Raw genomic sequence first — 22,539 nt, 5'->3', positions numbered from 1 at the left:
ACCCCCACGGGCGTGGGGAGGACGGCTGCGCGGGCGGCTGGCCGGTGACCTCCTCCGGATCACCCCCACGGGCGTGGGGAGGACCTCACCTGCCTTTGTCTGCCCGCTGATGTCCACGGATCACCCCCACGGGCATGGGGAGGACATGGCCTGCGAGCGGCTTCTTGGGCTTCGGCGGCGGATCACCCCCACGGGCGTGGGGAGGACGGCATCGACGCCGCGCGCTGTGTCACGCCATTCGGATCACCCCCACGGGCGTGGGGAGGACAGTGCGGCGGAGCAAGCTCTCCGGAAGTTCGTCGGATCACCCCCACGGGCGTGGGGAGGACCTGTGACCATCGGGCCTGCGCCGGCCCGAAACCGGATCACCCCCACGGGCGTGGGGAGGACAACCCGGGGTTCACCGATCCGACCCAGACGAACGGATCACCCCCACGGGCGTGGGGAGGACGCAATGGTTGCCAGGTTGGTGATCAGCGTGGACGGATCACCCCCACGGGCGTGGGGAGGACCGCTGATGACAGCACTCACCCAGATCGGCGGACGGATCACCCCCACGGGCGTGGGGAGGACTTCGTAGTACCGGGCGTACAGGGCGGCCAGGCCGGATCACCCCCACGGGCGTGGGGAGGACGGGTGCCGTTTCGTCGTCCGTTACGGGGTCCGCGGATCACCCCGACGGGCGTGGGGAGGACCGACAATCCGCCCGTGCGGGCCGGCCAACTCCCGGATCACCCCCACGGGCGTGGGGAGGACACGTACATCGCGGTCCGGCCCTTGGGCTTGCCCGGATCACCCCCACGGGCGTGGGGAGGACTCGCCGCCGAAATCAGATGCTCCGGTGCCGAACGGATCACCCCCACGGGCGTGGGGAGGACGACTGAACGCACAAGGCCGCATCGCCCGAACCCGGATCACCCCCACGGGCGTGGGGAGGACGTTCGGGACGGAGATGACCACGGCGAGGCCTCCGGATCACCCCCACGGGCGTGGGGAGGACTGGGCGACCGGTTCAGCGTCCCCGTCCGCCCCCGGATCACCCCCACGGGCGTGGGGAGGACCGCGTGCCGCCCGAACTCGGTGTGGTACTCCGCGGATCACCCCCACGGGCGTGGGGAGGACTGCATCACCCCGTAGAGGCCGATGGACGGATTCGGATCACCCCCACGGGCGTGGGGAGGACACCAGCGAGTTGCGGACGTCCTGCCACGTCTGCGGATCACCCCCACGGGCGTGGGGAGGACCACGTCCCGGCGGATGCGGCCGGCCGCAGGCACGGATCACCCCCACGGGCGTGGGGAGGACTCTCCGCCACGGTTCCGGCGCAAGGTCTCGTACGGATCACCCCCACGGGCGTGGGGAGGACCGGCGTGCGAGTCGCCGGTCCTGAACCTTGCCCGGATCACCCCCACGGGCGTGGGGAGGACGCCGACCGGACCGTCGACCTGATCAAGGGCGGCGGATCACCCCCACGGGCGTGGGGAGGACGGGCCGATGCCGGTGATGGCGTCGAGCGCGTGCGGATCACCCCCACGGGCGTGGGGAGGACGGCTCGGCAGCCGCCAGGTGCGGCTGGAGATCCGGATCACCCCCACGGGCGTGGGGAGGACCAGTTCCACCCGGCCACGAAGTAGCCGGGCAGCGGATCACCCCCACGGGCGTGGGGAGGACGCATCGTCACCGCCATAGAACACGGCGTTCTTCGGATCACCCCCACGGGCGTGGGGAGGACCGGTAGCCGCCCCGGCCCCACGAGTCCCCACCCGGATCACCCCCACGGGCGTGGGGAGGACACTTACTGACCAGGCCTTTTATACCGCCTACTGCATCTGTTGTGTTTCCTCGGACGCCACGCCGCCTTGACCGACGGATGCCGCCCGGCAGTTGCTGTCTGGCAATGAACTACGCTCCCAGGATGGATCTTGGGGGAGATCATGGAAGTGCTTTCGCTGCCGACGCGGGCCGTCAAGGTGTGGACCTGAGGCTCTGGGGGAAGTTCGGTTCGCTGCCACGGCCGTATCCAGTGGTCTGCCATTTGGTTGATACCGGTGCGGCGGTCGAGGTGCTCTGGCGTGGCATGGTGCCGGAGTCCGCGCGGCTCACGGTGGCCCGCGAGTTGGGGACGTCCGTGGAGGATGCCGGTCGCCTGGTTGCTTTCTGGGCCGCGTTGCACGATATCGGCAAGATTACTCCGGGTTTTCAGATGCAGGTGGAGGAGGCGTTTGCCGAGCTGAGGGGCTATACGACCGCCGGCGCGTCGGCCCGGTTCCGTCATGATGAGGCCTCTCAGCGGTTCCTGCACCGGATGTTGGTCGAGCTCGGGTACGGACCTGGGCTGGCCGGTGATGCGTCCGCCGCGCGGGTCGCGCAGATGCTGGGCGGTCATCACGGCTGTTTCCACGGCATCCAGGCGCGGCACGCCGATCCTCGGGTCCCGTGCCCGGAGCTGGGCGGCGAGGAGTGGGAGCACGCGCGGCGCGGTGTGCTGCAGGAGATCCAGGCGGTGTTCGATCCGCCGGCGGCGCCGCGGGCGGTGACGGTCGCCGGCGCGGCGGTCGTCTGCGGGCTGGTGGTGTTGGCGGACTGGCTGGTCAGCCAGGAGGACTTCCTCCTCGATCGGCTCCGTGAGGTCCCCCCAGGGGTGACGGAACTGGACCTGGGTGCGCATCGCGCCAGTTCGGCCGGGCAGGTGGCCGCACTGGCGCGGGAAGCCGGGCTGGGCCGGCTTTCGTTGAGTGAGGGGTCGTTCGCGGCCGAGTTCCCGGACTTTCCGCCGAACGCGTTGCAGAGTTCCGTCGCGGAGAGCCTGCCAGGGTTGGTGACCGGGCCGGGGTTGTTGTTGGTGATGGCGCCGATGGGGATGGGGAAGACGGAGACGGCGCTTCATGCCGCACGGCTGATGGGGGATGCGGCGGGGACGTCAGGCATGTTCGTCACGTTGCCGACGATGGCCACGTCCGATCAGATGTATGGCCGGGTGCGGGCCTACGCGGAACGTCGCCGGGATCCGGCGGTGGACGTCGCGGTGACGTTGTTGCATTCGATGGCCTGGCTGAACGCCGCCTATCAGGACACGGCCGGCGGGTTGGACGCCGATCGGGGCCCGGTGCTGACCGGCGGCGGCCAGGCGGGGGAAGCGCCGCGGGCGGGGACCGTGACGGGTCGCGGACCGCGGCGACGTCGTGGCTGCGGGGCCGCAAGCGGGGCCTGTTGGCGCCGATGGCGGTGGGCACGGTGGATCAGGCGCTGCTGACGGTGTTGCCGGTGCGGCACAACGTGCTGCGGATGCTGGGTCTGGCGGGCAAGGTCCTGGTCGTTGACGAGGTGCACGCCTACGACGCGTACATGCAGTACCTGTTGGCGCGGTTGCTGACATGGCTGGGCGCGTTGCGGGTTCCGGTGGTCCTGTTGTCGGCGACCCTGCCCGGCCAGGTCGCCGCGCGGCTGGTCCGCGGCTACCTGACCGGTGCCCGAGGGAAGGCGTTCCGCGGGCCCGTCGAGGTGGCCTACCCCGGCTGGGTCTATGTCGACGCGGCCAGCGCGGTGATCACGACTCGTCGGTTCGAGGTCGAGTCACGCACCCTCGAGGTTGATCTCGTCGATGTCGCCACCGTCTCCGAGGACGTGTCCGCTGCGCCCGCCGGGCAAGCGGCGGAGCTCGAGCTGCCGGTGATGGGTGGGGCCGACCGGACGGCCGCTTTGGAAGCGGTCCTGGCGCCGGTGCTGCGGGAGGGTGGTTGCGCGATGGTCGTGTGCACCACTGTCGCCGAGGCCCAGCGCACGTTCCTCGCCCTGCGGACGTGGTGCGGGCAGGGAGCAGGCCGGGCCGGTGAGCCGCGGGTGGTGCTGCTGCACGCCCGGATGCCGGCGCGGCGACGCGAGGCCCTGACCACGGAGGTGACGCGGGCGTTCGGTCGTACGGTCGCTCATCGGCCGCGTGTGCCCACGATCCTTGTCGCCACGCAGGTAGCGGAACAAAGCCTCGATCTTGATCTCGATCTGGTTGTCAGTGATCTGGCGCCGATCGCGCAGCTGCTGCAGCGGGCGGGCCGCTGCCAGCGCCATCCGCAGGTCGACGACGAGGAAGGTCTGCGACCGCGGTGGGCGCGCGGGAGGCCGAGGCTGGTCGTGCTGGTGCCCCGCGACTCGGACGGAACCCTGGCCCTGCCGAAGCGGTGGACCTCGGTGTATGACGCGTCGTTGCTGCGCCGGACCTACGAGCTGCTCACCGACCGCCACCCCGGGCCGGTGCGGATCCCCGAGGACGTGCAGCCGATGGTCGAACAGGTCTACGACGAGACCTTCCACGAGGACCTGGCCGACGACGAGATCACGCGCTTCGCGAACGACGAGGCGGCGTTCGGGATCGCGACCACGGTCGCGATCAAGAACCCGTCGAAGATTCTCGATCTGCACGAGCTCACGAAGGCGCAGATCGACGAGGACGTGGTCTCCACCCGGCTGGGAGCCGAATCGGTGCGAGTGGTCTGCTGCTACGTCGACGACGACGGCACCCGCTGGCTGGACCGCGCCCGAACCACCCGGCTGCCCGTGACCGGAACCGGCCCGAACCGCCGGTTCACCTCAACGCAGGTCAAGGCGGTGCTCTCGGAGAGCATCCCGCTGCGGGACGGCGCCTGGCGCCGTCACGATCGGGACACCACCGCCCCGCCGGCCTCCTGGGCCGACAACCCGCATCTGCGAGACGTGCTTGTCCTGCCACACCGCCTCGACGCCGACGGCACCGTTCACCCGGTCGCCGTAGGTAACCGGGTCTTTTCCCTCGATGAGGCCCTCGGTTTGACCGGCTGAGAGGTTCGTGGGAGGTCCATGCAACGCATTTCTGTCGGTGGTGGTCGCTAACGTCGCGTCCATCGACACCGAAGTCGGCGGCCGGCTGCAAAGCCGGGGAGTAACGGGGGTTGCATGTGAGTGGGCAGTGGTAGCCGGTCCCACCTTCGATCTGCGGAAGCAGCCGTGGGTACCCGTTCGAGAGCGAACGGCGCGGGGCAACGTCGGGCTTCAGGAAGCCCTGATACGAGCGCATGAGTTAACGGATATCGATGTTCCGTTGCCGCCGGCGGCGGCTGGCCTGTGGCGTGTCCTCGCGTTGCTGGCGGCGCGGGTGACCGGTCTGGACGAGGACGACCTGTCGGCGAAGGAATTCCTCGAGCGGCGCAGCAAGGTTCTGGAACGGCGCCGGTTCGACCCGGACGACGTCGAAAAATACTTCGGCGGGTACCCGGGGCGGTTCGATCTGTTCGACCGGGAGAGGCCGTGGTTGCAGGATCCGCGGCTGGCGACGGAGTGCACGGCGACGTCGGGCCTGAACCGCGTCGTGTTCGGTCGTTCCTCGGGGAACAACCAGGTGTGGCTGGGTCATCACACCGATCTGGCGCCGCGGCCGGTTCCCGCCGCGGAGGGGGTGTGGCACCTGCTCGCCACCCTCTACTACGGCCCGTCCGGGCGCTGCACGACCCGGACGGTGAAGGGCCGGTCGGAAGGAAACACCGCCGCCGGGCCGTTGCGTAGCGGCCTGTCCTGCCACCCGGTGGGCGAGAACCTGTTCGAGTCGCTGGTCGCCGGTATTCCGGTGCCGGATGGTGGGGACGATGACCGCGGGAATGCGGTGGACGTGGCGCCGTGGGAGGCCGACAGTCTGGGGGACCCGCTGCGGGGGCCGGTGCCGCTGCGGGGGATGGCCCGGGTGCTGGTGGGCCGATTCCAGCACGCCGTACTGCTGACCCCGGACCCCTCCGGGGCCCAGGTCATTGACGCCACCATGACCTGGGCCTGGCGCGCGAAGGGCAACGAAGGTCTCGACCCCTATCTGATCTATCAGACGAACAAGAAGGGCGAGCCGTATCCACGGCCCGCGAGCGCCACGCGCGCGACATGGCGGGATCTGGACGCCCTTCTCCTCGACAGCGACGACCAGCACCACCGGCCGGCGGTTCTCGGCGCGGTGCAGCACCTGCCACCCGAACTGGTGTCGGGCATGCGGGTGCGGGTGTTCGGGTTCGATCAGGATGGTCAGACCCGCGACCGGCAGTTCTTCACCCAGACCACCCCGCCGGTTCTGCGCTGGCTGCAGGAACGCGACCCCGCCTTCGCCTACGGGGTCGGTCGTGTGCGCGACGCGGCGGAACACGTCGGTCGGAACCTGGCGCAGGCGTTGAAGGCGGCCTGGGCGCTGCAGGCCGACCCGACCGACGATGGACTGCACGCACCGTCCCGTCTCGACGGTGGTCCAGGCCCGTGGGTCGCCGCGGCGGAAGGGCGGTACTGGCCCGCGGCCGAGCGCGTGTTCTGGGATGTGCTGGGCCACGCGGAGCACGCCGCCGAGGCCGGTGGTGATCCGCTGGCGGTGTTCCAGGCGGCTTCGGACCGGTTCGTGCAGGAGGCGGAGCGGGCCTACGACGACATCGCCGACCAGGTGGACGCCCGAACACATGGGCGGATGACCCGCGCGCTCGCGCGGTATCGCGGCCGGCTGCGTTCCGGTCTTTGATCCAGGAGAAGACACCTCAATGACTGTTCTGGACACCCCCGCGGCGACCGGGAGGCCCGCCCGCCGCGGCCCGTCGTCCTACTCGGGCTGGGATGAGCTGCAGGGCCCGGCCCGGCATCTCGTTCACAGGGCCGAACGGACGTTGGACGTGCCGGCGGATCGGTCGGCGTTGCGGCGCTGCCTCGGGAAGCCGCTGACCCATCCGATGGCCCAGCCCGCGCACCGCATCGTCGCTGCCTGCCTGGAGTTTCTGCCCGACCCCGACGACAGCCGGATCGACAGGCGGACGCTGGTCGACATCGCGGCGGTCGAACGGGCCTTCTACACGGTGGCGGCGCTGATCGCCGCCCAGCCGCGGACGGCCCGTGACAGCCACCTCGCCCAGACGGCGTCGGAGCGGCCCGACGCCGTGGCCCCGGCCGAACCTCGGGCCGAGGCCGCCGGCGCGACGACGACCACCGCTGGTGGGCAGGTCTCCGTCGCCGCACCATCGCCGCCGGACACGGCCGCCGGGCCCGCCCCACGCGCCGCTCGGGGCGTGAACCTGGGCCGCTGCCTCGCCCAGGCGATCAACCGCCGGCCCGGGGCCGAGCGTGCCGCGGTGTACCGGCGGTGGGAGTCCCGGCTGCGGCTGCTGTGCCGCCAGGACCTCGACGGGGTACACCGCCATCTCCCCCCGCTGATCCGCCAGCTGCGCGCGGACGAGGTCACGATCGACTGGGTCCGGCTCACCGTCGATCTGGCCCGCTGGGGCCTGTACCCCGATCAGGTCGCGAAGGCCTGGCTGCAGCAGTTCTACCGGACGGCCCGCCTCACCGGCGGTCCGTCCGACTCCCCCGACCTCGACACCTCTGACGACACCGAAGGCGAGACGTCATGACCGCCCGTTTCGTGGACATCCACCTGCTGCAGACCGTCCCCTATTCCAACCTGAACAGGGACGATCTCGGCGCGCCGAAGACCGTCGTCTACGGCGGGAAGTCCCGCACCCGGGTGTCGAGCCAGTGCTGGAAAAGGCAGGTCCGCCTCGAGGTCGAGACCGCGCTCGACGATCCGGCGGTACGCACCCGGCGGATCATCACCGCGGTCGCGCAGCGCCTGACCGGGCAGGGCTGGCCCGCCGAGCTCGCCGCCTATGCCGGGCGGCAGGTGCTGCTGTCCGCGGGGAAGAAGGGAATCAAGACCGAGGCGGCGGACACCGGAAACGGTGAGAGCAACGGCGGCGGGGCGAAAAGCAAGGCCGACAAGACCGAGATCTCCTCGGTGCTGCTCTACCTGCCCGTGGCCGGCCTCGACGCGCTCGCGACGCTCGCCGCGGCCCATCGGGATCGCCTCGAAGCGGAGATCGCGAAGAAGACCGCCACGCCACGCGCGGTGCTGCCGGTCGACGAGGTCGCCGCGATCCTGTCCAGCCGGACGGGAACGATCAACCTGTTCGGGCGGATGCTCGCCGAGCTGCCCGGCGGCAAGGTCGACGGCGCGGTGCAGGTCGCCCACGCGTTCACCGTGCACGCCACCGACCCCGAGGTCGACTTCTTCACCGCCGTCGACGACATCCCGGCGTTCGGGGACGCCGGCAGCGGCCACATGAACGCCGGCGAGTTCTCCGCGGGGGTGTTCTACCGGTACGCCAGCCTCGACCTGGCCGGCCTCGTCGCGAACCTCGACGGCGACAAGGCCACCGCGTTCGAGCTGACCCGCCACTTCCTGGGCGCGTTCGTCGCGGCGCTGCCCTCGGGGAAGCGGACCGCCACCGCTCCGAACACCCTGCCCGAGCTGATCTACGTGGCGGTGCGTCAGGACCGGCCGATCTCCCTGGCCGCGGCGTTCGAACGACCCGTCCCGGCCGGGATCGAAGGCGGCCACGGCGAACCCGCCCGCGAGGCCCTGTCCGACTACGCGGCCGGGCTGCACCAGTTCTGGGGTGAGGACGAGATCATCCTGCACGGCCAGGCGTCGATCGACGGCAAGACCCGCGACGGCCTCGGCGACGGCTACACCTCCTGGCCGGCTCTGCTCGGCGCCACCCTCGACGCCGCCGCCGGGGAGACGGCGGAGGGTGCCGCGTGAGCGGACTCGTTCTCCGCCTCGCCGGACCGCTGCAGTCCTGGGGAGAACACAGCGTGTTCGCGGTCCGCGACACGGCCGGTTTCCCGACCCGTTCCGGGCTGATCGGCCTGTTCGCCGCCGCGATGGGTCTTTCCCGAGGGGAGCCGTTGACCCGCTTCGACGGCCTACGGCTGACCGTCCGCGTCGACGCTCCCGGGGTTCTGCTCACCGACTTCCACACCGTCGGCGGCAACCTCCCCGCGCATCGCACCGTGCCCACCGCGGACGGCAAACACCGCTCCGGCGACACCGGCACCATCGTCACCCGCCGCCGGTACCTGTCCGACGCAGTGTTCACCGTCGCGGTCACCGGCCCCGACGACATCGTCCACACCGTCGGACAGGCGCTGGAACGTCCGGTCTGGCAGCCCTACCTCGGACGGCGATCCTGCCCACCCGACGAACCGTTCGTGCTGCGCCGCGACACCACGGACCCCGAGGGTGACCTGCGCGCCCGGGTACCGCTGCCACGCCGACCCCGCAGCACACCCGACCCGGACGGGCTGGTCGAGGTCGACCTGCTCACCGAAACCGAACCCGACGACGGACGGGCCGCGCTCAGCGAACTCGCCGACGTGCCGGAAAGCTTCGACCCCCTCGACCGCCGCTACCGGCGGCGTGCCGTCTACCGGCAGACCACCCGGCTTCCCGGCGCTCTGCTCGCCGGCCCCGGACGTGGCTACCAGCAGGCGCTCTACGACTACATGCGTGCCGATCAGGAGCAGCCGTGACCGCCTGGCTGGTACAGATCACCCCGGATGAACGGCGCCGCGACATCCGCCGCGAGCTCACCGACGCCGACCGTCTTCACAAGCGGCTCATGATGCTCGTCCCCGACGACCTCGGCGACGACGCCCGCACCCTCGCCGGGCTGCTGTTCCGCGTCGACCGCACCCGCGCCGGCACCCGGCTGCTCGTCCAGACCCGCCTTGAACCCGCCCTCGACCGGCTACCCCCCGGCTACGCCCAAGCCGCGACCCGCACACTCGGCCCGTTCCTCGACAGCATCACCACCGGCGCCGCCGTGCGCTACCGCCTCACCGCGAACGCCGCCAAACGCGGCGGCCGTAACGCGGGACCCCAGGAAGGGAAAATCATCCCGCTGCGGGGCGCCGCGGCCGACGACTGGTGGGCCAGCCGCGCCGCCCGCTGTGGGCTGGAACTACGCAGCCTGACCGGCACCCCCGAAGACGACATCACCGGCCTACGCCAGGACGGCCGACGGATCCGCCACGCCCTGACCCGCTTCGACGGACACGCCATCATCACCGACCCCGACGCGGTCCGCGGCGCCGTCCTCGACGGCGTCGGCCGCGCCCGCTCCTACGGCGCAGGCCTGCTCAGCCTCGCACCCCTGCCCGCCACCGGATGAGCGTCACCCGCGCACCCCAGACCGCCAAACACCGCCTCGGCCGGCCCACCCTGGCGATGCTGCCCCGCGTCGCCGATTCCCTGTCGTTCCTCTACCTGGAATCCGTCCAGGTCACCCAGGACGACACCGGCGTCCTCGCCTACGTCGAAACACCCCACGGCGTCGAAAAGACCTACCTGCCCACCGCCGCCCTGTCCTGCCTGCTGCTCGGCCCCGGAACGTCCATCACCCAACCCGCGCTCGCGACCCTCGCCCGACACGACACCAGCGTCGTCTGCGTCGGCGCCGGCGGCATCCGCAGCTACGCCAACATCCAACCCGCCGGCCTCACCACCCGATGGCTGGAACAGCAGGCCCGAACCTGGGCCGACGACACCCTGCGCGTCCAGGTCGCCGCACGCATGTACCGGACACGTTTCGCCACCGACGTCCCGGAAAGCACCACCCTCGCCCAGCTACGCGGCATGGAAGGGCAGCGGGTCAAGGCCTACTACAAACTCCTCGCGCAGAAACACCGCATCCCCCGGTTCCGCCGCAACTACGACCCGGCGAAATGGGACACCCAGGACCCCGTGAACCTCGCCCTGTCCGCCGCGAACACCTGCCTCTACGGCATCGTCCACGCCGCCGTCTGCGCCCTCGGCTGCTCCCCCGCCCTCGGCTACATCCACAGCGGCACCCAACTCGCCTTCGTCTACGACATCGCCGACCTCTACAAAGCGAAAACCACCATCCCCCTCGCGTTCGCGCTCCACGACTCACCCGACCCCGAACGCGCCGCCCGCTCCCGCCTGCGCGAAGAATTCCGCCTCATCCGCCTCCTCCCGAACATCATCAACGACATCCAGACCATGCTCGACCTCAGCCGGGACCTCGACACCGACGACGACCCGGGCGACCGCGCCAGCCTCACCGCCGACATGGTCCACCTCTGGGACCCCGACCTCGGCGCCCTGCCCGCCGGCGTCAACTACAGCAACGACACCCCGGCCGCCGGCAACGACACTGACGCTCCGAGGCCCAGCCCGCCGGCCGGCACCATCGACAACGGCGACCTCGAGGACGACGACGTTCTCATCAACCTGGGCGACCCATGGCCTCAATGATCGTCATCTCGACCACCGCGGTCCCCGACCACGTCCGTGGCGCGCTCAGCCGCTGGCTCATCGAACCCACCGCCGGCCTGTACGTCGGCACCGTCTCCGCCCGGGTCCGCGACGAACTCTGGAACGCCGTCGCCGAGAGCGTCGCCGACGGCGCCGCCGTCTGCATCCACCCCGCCGACACCGAACAGGGCTTCAACATCAGAACCGCCGGCGAACGCCGCCGCCACGTCGTCGACTACGACGGCCTCCAACTCATCGCCCTCAAATCACAACAAACGCAGGAGCCCTCCTAAAAGACCAGGTCAGGAAGTGACCTCCCCACGCCCGTGGGGGTGATCCGGAAGGCGTCGGCGGAAAAACGCGGTCTCGGGTGTCCTCCCCACGCCCGTGGGGGTGATCCGCCGCGGCCGGCGCCGGACTCGCTCGACGAGATGTCCTCCCCACGCCCGTGGGGGTGATCCGGCAAGGGCAACGCGGTCGTGATGGCCCAGGCGGTCCTCCCCACGCCCGTGGGGGTGATCCGGCTGGACGTCTCATGGACCTGATGGAGGCCCGGTCCTCCCCACGCCCGTGGGGGTGATCCTGGCCGGAGCTGGGCCAGCGGTTGCCCGCGGCCGTCCTCCCCACGCCCGTGGGGGTGATCCGGTGGAGCACGTCATCGCCGGCCTGCTCCCGGAGTCCTCCCCACGCCCGTGGGGGTGATCCGCGCACCGCCTCACTCGGCAACGTGGAGCTGTCGTCCTCCCCACGCCCGTGGGGGTGATCCGCAGCAGCGGAGACCCAGCCGTGATCGCCCTGCGTCCTCCCCACGCCCGTGGGGGTGATCCGGCGGCGGTATCGACCTCGGCAACTACCCCGCGGTCCTCCCCACGCCCGTGGGGGTGATCCGCCCGTCCGCGAGGCCATCGGCCCCGACGCCGTGTCCTCCCCACGCCCGTGGGGGTGATCCGCCGGCTGGCCATCGGGCCGGTGGCGATCTGTGGTCCTCCCCACGCCCGTGGGGGTGATCCGCACCGCCCGCCGGTTTCCCGGGGCCGCTCCGGGTCCTCCCCACGCCCGTGGGGGTGATCTGTCGACCTTGTTGGCGTGTTCCACAACGAGAACGTCCTCCCCACGCCCGTGGGGGTGATCCGGCGTCCGCCGCGGCGCTGTTCCCAGGGCTCACGTCCTCCCCACGCCCGTGGGGGTGATCCGGGCTTCGCACCCACGATCGACCCGGAGCAGGAGTCCTCCCCACTCCCGTGGGGGTGATCCGACGAGGTGGTTGAGCTGGCCACCACAGGCGCCGTCCTCCCCACGCCCGTGGGGGTGATCCGTTCACGTGGGTGGTGGTCGACACCCCACCTGGGTCCTCCCCACGCCCGTGGGGGTGATCCGCCATGTGGCCAGCGCCTCCTCCACGATCTCCTGTCCTCCCCACGCCCGTGGGGTGATCCGCCACCGGCGGGGGATGGAAACCTCGGACCGCTGTCCTCCCCACGCCCGTGGGGGTGATCCGGTGTGTCGCATGTCGTGCGACTTGCCCGATGAGTCCTCCCCACGCCCGTGGGGGTGATCCGAACTACTCGTGTTCCTCTGCGGCTTCGTCGCCGTCCTCCCCACGCCCGTGGGGTGATCCGTACGGCCAGACCTTGTCGCCGTGGACGCCCTTGTCCTCCCCACGCCCGTGGGTGGGGGTGATCCGGACGTCATCGCCCGGCTCCACGCGGCCGGCGCGTCCTCCCCACGCCCGTGGGGGTGATCCGTAGGCGCCGGCCGCTCTTGATCCCAAAACGAAGTCCTCCCCACGCCCGTGGGGGTGATCCAGACTGGCAGCCTTGCGGATTCGACTGTTGCGAGTTCTTCCGGGGTCAGGTCGATGCTGGTGGGCTGGTTAGTGCGGCCAGTGTCTGGCGGCGGGCCTGCTCGGGGTCGGCGCCGAGGCGGGTGAGCAGTTCGTTGCCGCCTCGGGTGTCCTCGCCGAGCAGGGCAAGCAGTAGGTGTGCGGTATCGAGATGGTCGTGGCTGTGTGTCAGGGCTTGCCGCGCCGCTCGTTCGAGGACACCTCGTGCGCGGGGGGTGAACGGAAGATGCCGGCCGGGTTCGGTCGCGCTGTCGCCGCCGAGTTCCTCACCGAGTTCTTCGGCTAGGACCCGGGTGTTGTCGAGGGTGACGCCCAACGAGCGCAGGGTCGCACTCGTGTGCCCGGTTTCCTCGTGGAGCAGGCCGAGCAGGAGGTGTTCCGTCCGGATCGCGTTGTGGTGGAGCCGGTGGGCTTCCTCCTGGGAGAGTTCGATCACGCGACGGGCTTCCTGGGTGAACTTCATAGGTGTCGGGCTCTCCCGGAGGTATGGGCACTCAACGATTGATCGGCTGCCGGATCTAGAACGGTCCTGTTGTGGTGCCGTGTTCCGGTTCGTCAGTGCGGATCTCGGTGCCTTCTCGAATATGGCTGGGCCGCGGTGTGTTGGAGATCGGCGCGGCTGGTCGCCGTGGCAGTGCGGTGTAGCGGTTCCAGGTGCCGCCGGCGTGGGTGTGCTGGCGGGTGGTGGCGGTCGGGTGGTAGCCGAGGGCTTCCGCGATGACGGGGGCGGGGGCTTGCAGGACGAGTTGGCGCAGCGCGGCGACGCGGGCTTGTTGGATCGGAACGCCGAGGTCTTTGAGCTGGTCCTGGAGCACGCGCTGGTGGGCGGGCCGGTGGGAGAACCGGCCGGGGATCAGCCAGCCGGCCGGTGGGGCGGCCGCGGCGAGTTCGCGCAGCAGGGCGGCGAACGGGTCGGGCACCGGTGTGGGCGGGTCTCCGAGACGGATCAGCATTTCGCCGTCGCGGTCGAGGATGTCGTCGGTGGTGAGCCGGTGGATGCGGCTGAGGGGTTGGGCGTAGAGCAGCACCAGGCAGGCCACGGCTCTGATCGGCAGTGGCTGGGAGTCGTCGGTGGTGAAGCGGCGCAGGAGCGCGAGCCGGCGGTGCTGGGTGATCGGTGTGCCGGGTTGGAACGTCAGCCGGGGTGCGACCAGGTGGCGGGGCATGTCGCCGCGGTCGATCGCCCAGAGAAGGAAGCCGCGGACAAGCTCGCGCTGGTGGACCCGGTGGGTGAGGTTCCAGGTGTCGATGTCGGCTTGGCGGAGCTGGTGAGGGCGGAGCTGCTGGTCGTGCAGCCAGGTGAGGAACGTCTGCGCCTGGGTGAACTGCTGGGTGGCGTACTGGTGGGCGTTGGTGCGCAGCGGCCGACCGGCAGCGGTGGCACGCAGCCGTGGTAGCAGGTGCCAGAGTGCGAACTGGCGCAGGAGCTGCTCGTGGGGGTGCCCGGCGAGCTGGTCCAGGCGCCGGTGTAGCCACGCCTCGATGTCGAGCAGCCGCGGGTCGGCATCGGGCAGGATCCCGGCGGCGATCAGATGGTGACGGAGTCGCCGGACGGCGACCTGGTGGGGCCAGATGTGCAGCGCCTCGTGCGCGAGCCGAACCTGGCCGCTGGCCAGGGCGATCAGCAGATCCGCGGTGTGGGGCCGGGCCAGCCACCCCAGCATCCGTCGCGGGTCCGGGTCGGTTTTCAGGTGGTCGATCAGCGGCGCCAGGTCCGGGTGCGGTGCACCGGATCCGTCGTCGAGGAGCCGTTGCAGGCGAAGGGTCACCCGGCAGGGGAAGCAGGTCGGGTGCCGGCCGCGCCGGCCCGGTGGGACGGTGCGACACCGCCAGCACGCCTCGGGTTCGCTCATTCGGGGCGCAGCTGGGCGCGTTTGGGTCGGTAGGCGTTCAGGTCCGCTGTCCCGTCGGGGCGGGCGTTGGCCGTCTTCGCCGGGGCCGCGACGTTGTCCGCACGGGTCGCGATCAGCTGCGCGGGCGTGACGTCGAAGATGTCGCACAGCGCGGCGAGTACCGGCAGGGACAGCCGCTCCGGGGTCTGGGTGACCAGCCGCCAGACCTGCACCGCCGACAGGGTGATGCCCCGTTCGGCAAGCAGTGGGGCCAGGTCGGAGGCGTTGAACAGGCCGTGCGCGGCCATCGTCTCGCGCAGCCGCCACTGGTAGGAAACCGTCCGCCTGGCCGTCATGGGCGTGCCCCTCCTGGTCCGATCGCGGCCCGCATTGTCGCGTCCAGCGCGGAGCGCAACGTGCGGGTGCGGAAGTCCGAGGACACGCAGGTGTAGATCGCGGTGGTGGAGGCGTGCTCATGACCAACCTGTTGCTGGACGAACAGCGGGTCCCATCCGTCCTCGATCAGATGCGTCACGTAGGAGCGGCGCAGCGAGTGGACATCGAGTCCGGCCGGCAACCCGAGCGCGTTGCGGTACTCGGTGAGGCGCCGGTTGACGGCGCTCAGGGTGATCCGGCCGGCGCGTTCGGAGGGCCACAACGCCGGCGAGTCGGCCGCGGTTGGCATCAGCGGGCGCAGCTCGTCCACCCACTGGGTCAGGATGTCGGGGGTCCAGGGCCAGACGGTGAGCACGCTGCGGGGCTTGGGCGCCGAGCCCTTCATCGCTTTGCCGAACCGGACCCGGCACACCCCGAACGTGCCGAACTCGGCGGCGTGGGGGTTGGTCGCGAAGTCGGTCAGGTCGAGCATGACCACCTCCCGGCGGCGCAGCCCGTAGCTGTAGGCGACCTTGAACAGCGTCGCGTCGCGGAACAGCGACAGCCATCCCTTGCGACCCGCGGCCCGTGCGTGGGCCACCTGGTCGTCGGCGTAGTCGAACAGCGTCTGCAGCTCGGTGAGTGTGAACGCCCGCCGCGACGGGTCGGCCTCGGTGTCCTGGACGTGCACCGCGGTGTTCCACTCGTGGCAGATCTGCACCGGGTGCGAGCCGAACTGGTGCTCGCAGCGAGCCGGCCAGCCGTAGGCCGGATCGAGCAGATAGCGGCAAAAAGCGCTGACGGCGAGGGAGTAGTTGCGGATCGTCGACCGGCTCCGGCCGCGTACGGCCCGCAGGTCCGACAGCCACTCGTCGAGCATCTGCGGCCGCCACACCCACGGGAAAGCGTCGGCGTGCGCGGTGAACATCCGCACCACCCCGAGGCGTTTATCGACGGTGCTCACCGAGAGGTTCCGGGCCAGTTGCTGGTCCCGCCAGCCATCGAGCATCGCGGCGAACACCTGTTCGTCCGGGCGCAGCAGCGGCACCCCATCGACCAGATACAGCCCCGCAGCCCCCGACGGCGACCCTCCCGAACCGTGCCCCATCCCCGCCCTTCCGTCCAGACTTCATCCGATGAAGAGATATTTCATCAGATGAAGTCTGACGGTGAACGTGCAGGTCAGTACCGGTGTCGGGCGGCGTCCCGCGTAACACCCCCTGTCACGGAACCCAGTAGCCCCAGGTGCTTCCAGCGGGAGTGCGAACAGTGTCGAGTCCTTCATCCAATGAAACCCGCAGCGGTTGCAGCGAGTTATGCATCCGTCGGACGGACACAGCGTCCTCCCCACGCCCGTGGGGGTGATCCGCTGCTTCGGAGGGGCTGAGTACACCGCGGGTAGTCCTCCCCACGCGCGTCGGGCGATCTGCTCGCCGCACGTGCCGCGGACAATGGCGGTGTGGCGGCGGGATGGGGTCATCTTTACTCTCCCGAGATGTCCGCTGACCTCATGCTGACCTTTCCCGGTCAGATCGTGGGGGCGGTGAAGCGGTAGTTGTCGAGGAAGCGGAAGCCGTCCGGCGGGTTCGCGCACAGCAGCGCCCACGCGGCCAGCGTGGACGCGTCCTGAACCACGCCACCGGTCAGCATGCCGGTCCATTCTGCGTGGCTGAAACGCCGAGCGACAAGGTCCTGTTCTTCGAGGGAGGGCTGGCTCGCGCCGACGGTCAGGTCCGGCAGCGAACACCTGGCAGCCCTGGGTGGAATACCCGTAGGCGGTGAAAAGCCGGGCGTGTCGAACAGCTCACCTACCGCCCCGTCCCGCAGGAGCTCCATGTCCTCGATGCTGTCCGCCCCGGCGACCATGCCCGCGACCAGGCACCCGACCTTCACCGGTGCGTTCGCCCCTGTCGGGGCCGCCGGTCGCAGATACTCCTCGACCAGCTCGGACAAGCCGGCCTGTTCGGCGAGGCGCACCACCGGGACCAGCCCCGCGCAGCCCACCAGGTCAGGGTCGTCGAACCGCGCGTGCGTCCTCGACGCCGCATGCAACAATCGCACCTGCGAAGTGCCCTCTCGATCTGGCGGACGGAAGCCTAGAGAACTCCCATCCTCCCAGCTCAGAGGGCACTTCCGCGTTCAGGGACCCCAACAGACAGCCATAAACACCGGTGCATCCAGGGTTACTGGGCGCCGAAGGGCCGGCCCTGCTGGCCCTGACCGGCCTGCTCTCCGCCGAAGCGCTCGCCGGACTGTCCGCCCTGAGCTGCGCCTACCCCGACGAGCTCCCGCAGGCGGTTCTCGACGTACCGCTCGCTGTGGTTGGTCTTGTCGGCGATCCGGGCGATGAGGTCGTTGATACCGGTCGCGGCGTCGAGATCGGAGGCGCCGACCTGACCGAACTGGTCGAGCAGGCGGTAGCGAAGCTGCCGCCAGTTCTGGCGCAGCTCCTGCTCGACCTGCTGACGCTGCTGCTGCTCCTGCTGAGTCATTCCACCAGCCCTTTCGCCATGATTTTTATTGGTGCGTTGATGCGCGAGGGGGACGCTACCCAGTCGCGTCGCGGAACGCCGCCCAGCCATCGAGCCGGCGTGGATGCGGTCCAAACGCACCATTGCCTCAAGCCGGAAAACGGGAAGGGGTAGGCCGATGCCGTTCTCCTGGAACTATGTGACGTGGAGGGTGCGAAGACTGTCATCCACAACGCCGCCTGCGGTTGATGCCGAAGGAAAACCGGCCGGGCGTTGCTGAAGGAGAACGGCGGACGCTGACGCTCCTGTGCTGCCGGCTGCTCTGAGTGGCGGGTGGGATGGCGTTGTAGATCTCGCAGGCGTCGTATCGCTTCAGGCAGCCGACGGACCTCGCGTGGGGTTTTGCCTTCGGTGAGGCGTCGTTGCTGGTAGGCGCGGGTGCGGGGGTCGCAGCGCAGACGGGTGATGACAAGGCGGGTGGAGGGCGGCGTTGGCCTGGCGGCCGCTACCGCGGCTCGAGGCGGTGACAGCGGGTCTTGCCGGATGACGCCGCGGGCTTCCCGCCGAACGGTGATGTCCACAGGTCGACCGGTCGATGGCGAGGGCGTCAGGATTGTCACAGTCGACGGTGTCGCGCAGGTGGCAGGCGTTCGGCCTCCAACCGCAGATGGTTGAGACGTGGAAGCTATCGGCGGACCGCTGTTCGTGGACAAGGTCCTGACGTGGCCGGTGTCTACCTCTACCCGCCCCAGAAGGGGATCGTTCTCTGCGTCAACGAACAATCCCGGATCCAGATACAGGCCCTGGATCGCGCCGTACCAGTGCGGCCACCTCAGCCGCAGGCCTCGGGTGGAGACGCGGTGTGCGTCGTGGCCAGGTGTGGTCCGCTGCGTTGTTGCGGTGGAAGGCTGATGCAGGTGCTGCATAGATGTGATTTGTGCACCTGAGCTGGCTAGATGACGGGCAGAAACGCCAGATAGAAGGGCTACCGGGGCTGTGGAGCGTAGGGCGTGGGACTGCGTCAGGGTCTCGCGGTGTGCTCGTCGGCCGTTGCTGCCGGTCGGGGGCGATCGGCGGGCTGCGCGGGCTCGCCTGTGTGAGGGGATCCGCTGTCGCGGGGGGAGGCGACCATCGGTGAGGTCTGTGTCGAGAGGGAATCTGCAGCGCGGGGATTCGTGGCGGACCGGGTCGGGGCGCGCTGGGGACGCGGCGGCCCGTGGTCGCGAGGCCGAGGATGTGCTGGATTCGCTGAGTGAGGTGGTGTTCCGGACCGACGCTGAGGGCCGTTGGACCTATCTGAACCGGGCCTGGACGATCCTGACCGGTTTCGATGTCCACGCCAGTCTGGGGGGCCGGTTCCTGGACTATGTCCACCCTGACGAGGTCGAGTACACCGTCACGCTGTTCATGAGTGTGGTCGCGGGCGGTGCCGACCACTGCCACCACGAGACCCGCTATCGGACCCGGGACGGAAGCTACCGCCGGGTCCAGATCAGGGCCACCGTCGTGCGGGACGCGGCGGGTGCTGTGGTCGGCAGAATCGGGACGATCCTGGACGTCACCGCCGCCCGCCGGGATGAGCGGACCATCGGGGAACACGCCGCGCTGCTGGATCTGGTGTCCGCCGGGGTACCCGCCGGCGAGCTGCCGATAGGGGTGGCCCTGTATGACGCCGACCTGCGGCTGTGGCGCGGATCACCGGTCATCGACGAGATCGCCGGTGTGCCCCAGCGTGTCGGGGACCGTCTCGCCCACCTGGCGGAACGCCTGTCGCCGGCCGGCCCGCACCAGCGCTGCCTGGGCGGCGAAGGGGGCATGGTCGCTACCGCGCTGGCCACCCACCACGCCCAGGTCGGCGATCTCGATCTGAGAAGGGAGCACGATCCCGCCCGGTCGGTGCGAATCACGGTGATCCCTTGGTTGCGGGACGGTGAGGAGATGCTCGCGCTCGTCCTCACCGACATCACCGACCTCCGTCGGGCCGAGCGGGAGGCACACCGGCTCTGCCAGCGGGCGGAGCGGGGCAGGGCCTGGCTGGCGGCCAGCGCCGAGATCACGACCAGCGTGCTCGCCGCCCCGGACCCCCGCGACGCGCTCGATCTCGTCGCGCGGATCGGCCGCCGCACAGCCGCCGCGGACCTGGGCATCCTCGCCGTCCCCGACGAAGACGACACCCTGGTCGTGACCGCCGCCGCCGTGGCCCCCGACCTGCCCGCCGACGCGGAGGCACTGCGAGGGCTGACCGTCACCCGCGACGCCGACTCCTGGGCGGCCATGCGCACCGCGGGCCGAACCGTCGTTCTGAAAGGTCTGCACGTGCGAGGTAATCGGGCCGTTCCCACCCCGGAACTGACCCTCACGGGCGCGCTGGCCGTGCCGCTACGCCTCGCCCGGAACACGTCGGCGATCATGATCCTCGGGTACCGGTCCAGCTCGCCGCACCTTGCCGCGTCCGACATCGAGCTGGTCGAGGCGTTCGCCGCCGAGGCCGCGCTCGCCCTCGACCTGGCCGAGGCGCACCAGGAACGCGCCCGCCTCGCGGTCCTCGAGGATCGCGACCGCATCGCCCGCGACCTGGGCGACCTCGTCCTCCAACGCCTGTTCGCCATCGGCCTGCACCTGCAGTCCCTGACCCGCGCAGCCGGCGACCTCATCAACGCACGACTCACCGCGGCCATCAGCGCCCTCGACCAGACCATCGAGGAGATCCGCCACACGATCCTGCACGTGCAACCCACATGATCCGGGCAGCACCGCCATGGTTTGCCTGCAGTGGTGAGCGGCGCGTCGGCTCGGCGCGGCCGCCGGTTCGATGATCCGGGGCATGGCGGAACGGGCGCGGGTCCGGGAGATCGACCCGGACGAGGATCGTGCGCTGATCCTCGGGCCGGGGTGACGCGGCGCCGAGCGCAGAGGACCCTGTTCTCAGCGCCGGCTATAACCCCAGCGCGGATCACGGAAATGACGTTCCTGTCGGAGGACCGGGTCCGGGATGCGGTCCCGAAGGAGCCCTGCGGTTTCCTCTCGGCCTGCCGCATGCCGGGATACCGCTGGCAGGCGCGGTCGCGGCGGCGAGTGGACCGGGTCGCGCCACGAGGCTCACAATGGGCGACCGTGACCGATCCCGTGAGCGCCGCCCAGCGCGCGTTGGCCCTGCTCACCGGCCAGCTCCACGTCGCAGACTACGAAGGCGGCCCGGACACCACCGCGCTGCGGGCGGCACAGCGACACCTCGACGCGATCATCCGCGACGCCGCTACCCGTGCCCCGATCGAGACCATCACCAGCGTGGAGCGGCTGGCCGTGGGACTCCTCCTGCAGCTCGCCAAGACCACCCACACATCCCCGCAGGCCACGCTCCAGGACATCGCCGTCCTCCACGCCCGCCAAAGCACGGACGCCGACCCGGCCGTCGCCTTGCTGACCGCCCGCCTCGACATGGCCGACACGACACCGGCCACGGCACCGTTGGACGCGGTACGTCAAGAACTGATCTTCCACGCGGTGCAGAGCAACCCCCAGCGCATCCTGCGCACCTTGACCATGGTCGCCACCGCGTTGCTCATGGCCCTCGCCGAAGCCCTGGGATCAACCCCCGAGAAGCTGATCGCTCGCCTCGCTCTCTACACCTACCCGCACGACCACTGACCTGTCGCGGGGGACGACATCGGCCGTCCTCGCGCCCGCGCGCTGCGGCCGACCTGGTCGGGCACGGGCCGGCGCGACCCGCGTCACCAGCGACCGGTCGACGTAGGGGCCGGTGAGCTGTCCGTGGCGCGGCGTCCCCACCCCGCCCGGCATGGCGGGCTCGCGGAGAGACCGGCGTTGGCCGCCGTCCGCCGGGGACCGGTAAAACCACGCTCGCCACCTCATCGGCTACCCAGCGTGACTATGACGCGAGTCGGCACCGTTTGTCGCTGGGAGTGAGCGCCGGTCTCGATGATGGTGCCGCCGAATCGCCTCATCGGGATATCCCCGGCCCTATCCGTCATCATGAGATGAGCCAGGTGATGGCTAACTACGCCACGGTCGCCATGACGATCGCCGTGGCCAGGACGAACTGCACGGGCCGCCGCAGCCAACCCCCTACGACCGCGACCGTCGGTACCTACCGATGGGCTCCGAACCAAGGCCGCGCTCCTCTAACCGTCGCAGGGAGGCCACGCCGAGCGCAGCGGCGGTTCGTGTCGTCGCGAGGTGCTCGTGATTCAGTCGTCGAATCCGACGGTCTCCGGAGTGAGCGGGCGTGTGGCTGGCCTGGTCTGAAAGCTGACATTCCAGTCATCGTGTTCCGGTTCGCCGGCCATGCTGGCCTCCCATCGGTAGCGCGTGCCCGCGGTCAGTGTCAGCGGCGGTAGGGTGATCGCGAGAGGGATCTGCAGGGGGGAGCCCTCGGCCAGGTCCTGGGGGCGGCCCGCCTCCAGGACTGCTTCGAGTCGTACGGGCTGAGGCCCGGCCGGCCCGGGCTGGATGGCTGGTGCGCGTCCTGGTCGTGTAGCTCGAGTTGCAGCGTGAACGGTGAGTTTGCTCGGTCCCAGGGCACCTCGATCAGGAGGCCGAGGGCGGACGGGGCAGGCGACGGCCCGACGAGGTTCCAGCCGCCGCCGAGGATGTACAGCTTGCCCTCCGAGACCTGTGCGGCATCGCAGAGGATCATGGTAAGTTTTACGGACTACTCCCGATCTACTCGCGCGGCGGGCGCAACGCGGCCAATCGGCAAGGGCTGGCTCTACATTGCCGACGTAGGGCTGATACCTGTGGCCGTGAGGCGTTCGTTTCGTCTACCTGTGGCCGTGAGGCGTTCGTTTCGTCGCGATCAGACCGCCGCTCCCGGTGACCATGAGGTTCAGGATCGCCGCGGGAGGCGGTCGTCGAACGCGATCTCGACAGTCTGCAGGAAGGACCCGGCACCCTCCGCGG

General features: G+C 70.3%; 17 protein-coding genes, 1 pseudogene and 2 CRISPR repeat arrays. Of the genes and pseudogenes, 12 read left to right on the top strand and 6 right to left on the bottom strand.

Translation table 11 applies throughout. The features are described from left to right. Nucleotide 1 precedes the first annotated feature (1 nt). Nucleotides 2-1,793: a CRISPR direct-repeat array (repeat unit 22 nt; unit sequence CCCCCACGGGCGTGGGGAGGAC). A gap of 77 nt (nt 1,794-1,870) precedes the next feature. The 9 genes from FREUN1FDRAFT_RS41790 to cas2e are packed head-to-tail and all read left to right on the top strand — an operon-like array spanning nt 1,871 to nt 11,391. After that, nucleotides 1,871-3,253 (top strand): CRISPR-associated endonuclease Cas3'', encoded by a 1,383-nt coding sequence (locus tag FREUN1FDRAFT_RS41790; RefSeq protein ID WP_083828781.1) that lies wholly within the window; start codon nt 1,871-1,873, stop codon nt 3,251-3,253. Further along, entirely contained in the window at nt 3,235-4,812 is a 1,578-nt protein-coding gene (locus tag FREUN1FDRAFT_RS41785) for a helicase-related protein (RefSeq protein WP_006542514.1), read from the top strand. Before FREUN1FDRAFT_RS41790 ends, FREUN1FDRAFT_RS41785 begins: the two co-directional genes overlap by 19 nt. Nucleotides 4,813-4,819: 7 nt before the next feature. Then, a complete protein-coding gene (gene casA, locus FREUN1FDRAFT_RS22510; protein ID WP_006542513.1) occupies nt 4,820-6,511 on the top strand; it encodes a type I-E CRISPR-associated protein Cse1/CasA in 1,692 nt (563 codons plus the stop codon). Nucleotides 6,512-6,530: 19 nt separating this feature from the next. Then, entirely contained in the window at nt 6,531-7,391 is an 861-nt protein-coding gene (casB, locus tag FREUN1FDRAFT_RS22505) for a type I-E CRISPR-associated protein Cse2/CasB (protein WP_006542512.1), read from the top strand. Next, nucleotides 7,388-8,581 carry a type I-E CRISPR-associated protein Cas7/Cse4/CasC gene (gene cas7e, locus FREUN1FDRAFT_RS22500; protein ID WP_006542511.1) on the top strand — a complete coding sequence of 398 codons (1,194 nt, stop codon included), beginning with the start codon at nt 7,388-7,390 and terminating at the stop codon, nt 8,579-8,581. Before casB ends, cas7e begins: the two co-directional genes overlap by 4 nt. Further along, nucleotides 8,578-9,351 (top strand): type I-E CRISPR-associated protein Cas5/CasD, encoded by a 774-nt coding sequence (gene cas5e, locus FREUN1FDRAFT_RS22495; RefSeq protein ID WP_006542510.1) that lies wholly within the window; start codon nt 8,578-8,580, stop codon nt 9,349-9,351. Before cas7e ends, cas5e begins: the two co-directional genes overlap by 4 nt. Next, on the top strand, nt 9,348-9,992 hold the full coding sequence (locus FREUN1FDRAFT_RS22490) for a type I-E CRISPR-associated protein Cas6/Cse3/CasE (protein WP_006542509.1): 645 nt from the start codon (nt 9,348-9,350) through the stop codon (nt 9,990-9,992). The genes cas5e and FREUN1FDRAFT_RS22490 overlap by 4 nt, the downstream gene beginning before the upstream one ends. Next, nucleotides 9,989-11,098 (top strand): type I-E CRISPR-associated endonuclease Cas1e, encoded by a 1,110-nt coding sequence (gene cas1e, locus FREUN1FDRAFT_RS22485; RefSeq protein ID WP_006542508.1) that lies wholly within the window; start codon nt 9,989-9,991, stop codon nt 11,096-11,098. The genes FREUN1FDRAFT_RS22490 and cas1e overlap by 4 nt, the downstream gene beginning before the upstream one ends. Next, entirely contained in the window at nt 11,086-11,391 is a 306-nt protein-coding gene (cas2e, locus tag FREUN1FDRAFT_RS22480) for a type I-E CRISPR-associated endoribonuclease Cas2e (RefSeq protein WP_035953034.1), read from the top strand. The genes cas1e and cas2e overlap by 13 nt, the downstream gene beginning before the upstream one ends. 18 nt (nt 11,392-11,409) lie before the next feature. After that, a CRISPR array of direct repeats spans nt 11,410-12,897; the repeat unit is 22 nt; unit sequence GTCCTCCCCACGCCCGTGGGGG. Nucleotides 12,898-12,948: 51 nt separating this feature from the next. On the opposite strand, the gene FREUN1FDRAFT_RS22475 is transcribed toward cas2e, so the two are convergent. The 6 genes from FREUN1FDRAFT_RS22475 to FREUN1FDRAFT_RS22450 all read right to left on the bottom strand — a co-directional run bounded on the left by FREUN1FDRAFT_RS22475 (nt 12,949) and on the right by FREUN1FDRAFT_RS22450 (nt 17,640). Further along, complete coding sequence (locus FREUN1FDRAFT_RS22475; protein ID WP_006542504.1) at nt 12,949-13,404, bottom strand: Clp protease N-terminal domain-containing protein; 456 nt, start codon at nt 13,402-13,404, stop codon at nt 12,949-12,951. A gap of 55 nt (nt 13,405-13,459) precedes the next feature. Then, a complete protein-coding gene (locus FREUN1FDRAFT_RS22470) occupies nt 13,460-14,794 on the bottom strand; it encodes a hypothetical protein (protein ID WP_006542503.1) in 1,335 nt (444 codons plus the stop codon). Then, complete coding sequence (locus FREUN1FDRAFT_RS22465; protein WP_006542502.1) at nt 14,791-15,129, bottom strand: helix-turn-helix transcriptional regulator; 339 nt, start codon at nt 15,127-15,129, stop codon at nt 14,791-14,793. Before FREUN1FDRAFT_RS22465 ends, FREUN1FDRAFT_RS22470 begins: the two co-directional genes overlap by 4 nt. Then, nucleotides 15,126-16,256, bottom strand: coding sequence for a tyrosine-type recombinase/integrase (locus tag FREUN1FDRAFT_RS22460; protein WP_006542501.1), 1,131 nt, complete (start codon nt 16,254-16,256; stop codon nt 15,126-15,128). The genes FREUN1FDRAFT_RS22465 and FREUN1FDRAFT_RS22460 overlap by 4 nt, the downstream gene beginning before the upstream one ends. Before the next feature lie 419 nt (nt 16,257-16,675). Further along, nucleotides 16,676-17,200: a hypothetical protein gene (locus FREUN1FDRAFT_RS45260; protein ID WP_198144448.1), complete on the bottom strand. Its 525-nt coding sequence runs from the start codon at nt 17,198-17,200 to the stop codon at nt 16,676-16,678. 131 nt (nt 17,201-17,331) lie between these two features. Continuing rightward, the gene (locus FREUN1FDRAFT_RS22450) at nt 17,332-17,640 is read right to left on the bottom strand and encodes a hypothetical protein (protein WP_006542498.1); all 309 of its coding nucleotides are present in this window, start codon (nt 17,638-17,640) and stop codon (nt 17,332-17,334) included. A 539-nt stretch (nt 17,641-18,179) separates the two neighbouring features. Between FREUN1FDRAFT_RS22450 and FREUN1FDRAFT_RS48150 the strand changes: the two are divergent. From FREUN1FDRAFT_RS48150 to FREUN1FDRAFT_RS22440, 3 genes and pseudogenes are all read left to right on the top strand, one after another. Further along, nucleotides 18,180-18,458: pseudogene (locus FREUN1FDRAFT_RS48150) on the top strand (IS630 family transposase); the annotation flags it as partial. Nucleotides 18,459-18,762: 304 nt separating this feature from the next. After that, a complete protein-coding gene (locus FREUN1FDRAFT_RS22445; protein ID WP_232295343.1) occupies nt 18,763-20,361 on the top strand; it encodes a PAS domain-containing protein in 1,599 nt (532 codons plus the stop codon). Nucleotides 20,362-20,733: 372 nt separating this feature from the next. Continuing rightward, nucleotides 20,734-21,267, top strand: a complete 534-nt coding sequence (locus FREUN1FDRAFT_RS22440; RefSeq protein WP_035953035.1) for a hypothetical protein — start codon at nt 20,734-20,736, stop codon at nt 21,265-21,267. The last annotated feature ends 1,272 nt before the right edge of the window (nt 21,268-22,539 follow it).

The organism is Parafrankia sp. EUN1f, from assembly GCF_000177675.1.
Classification (GTDB): Bacteria; Actinomycetota; Actinomycetes; order Frankiales; family Frankiaceae; genus Parafrankia.
Note: the sequence above shows the minus strand (reverse complement) of the source record. Positions and strands in the feature narration are given on the sequence as shown.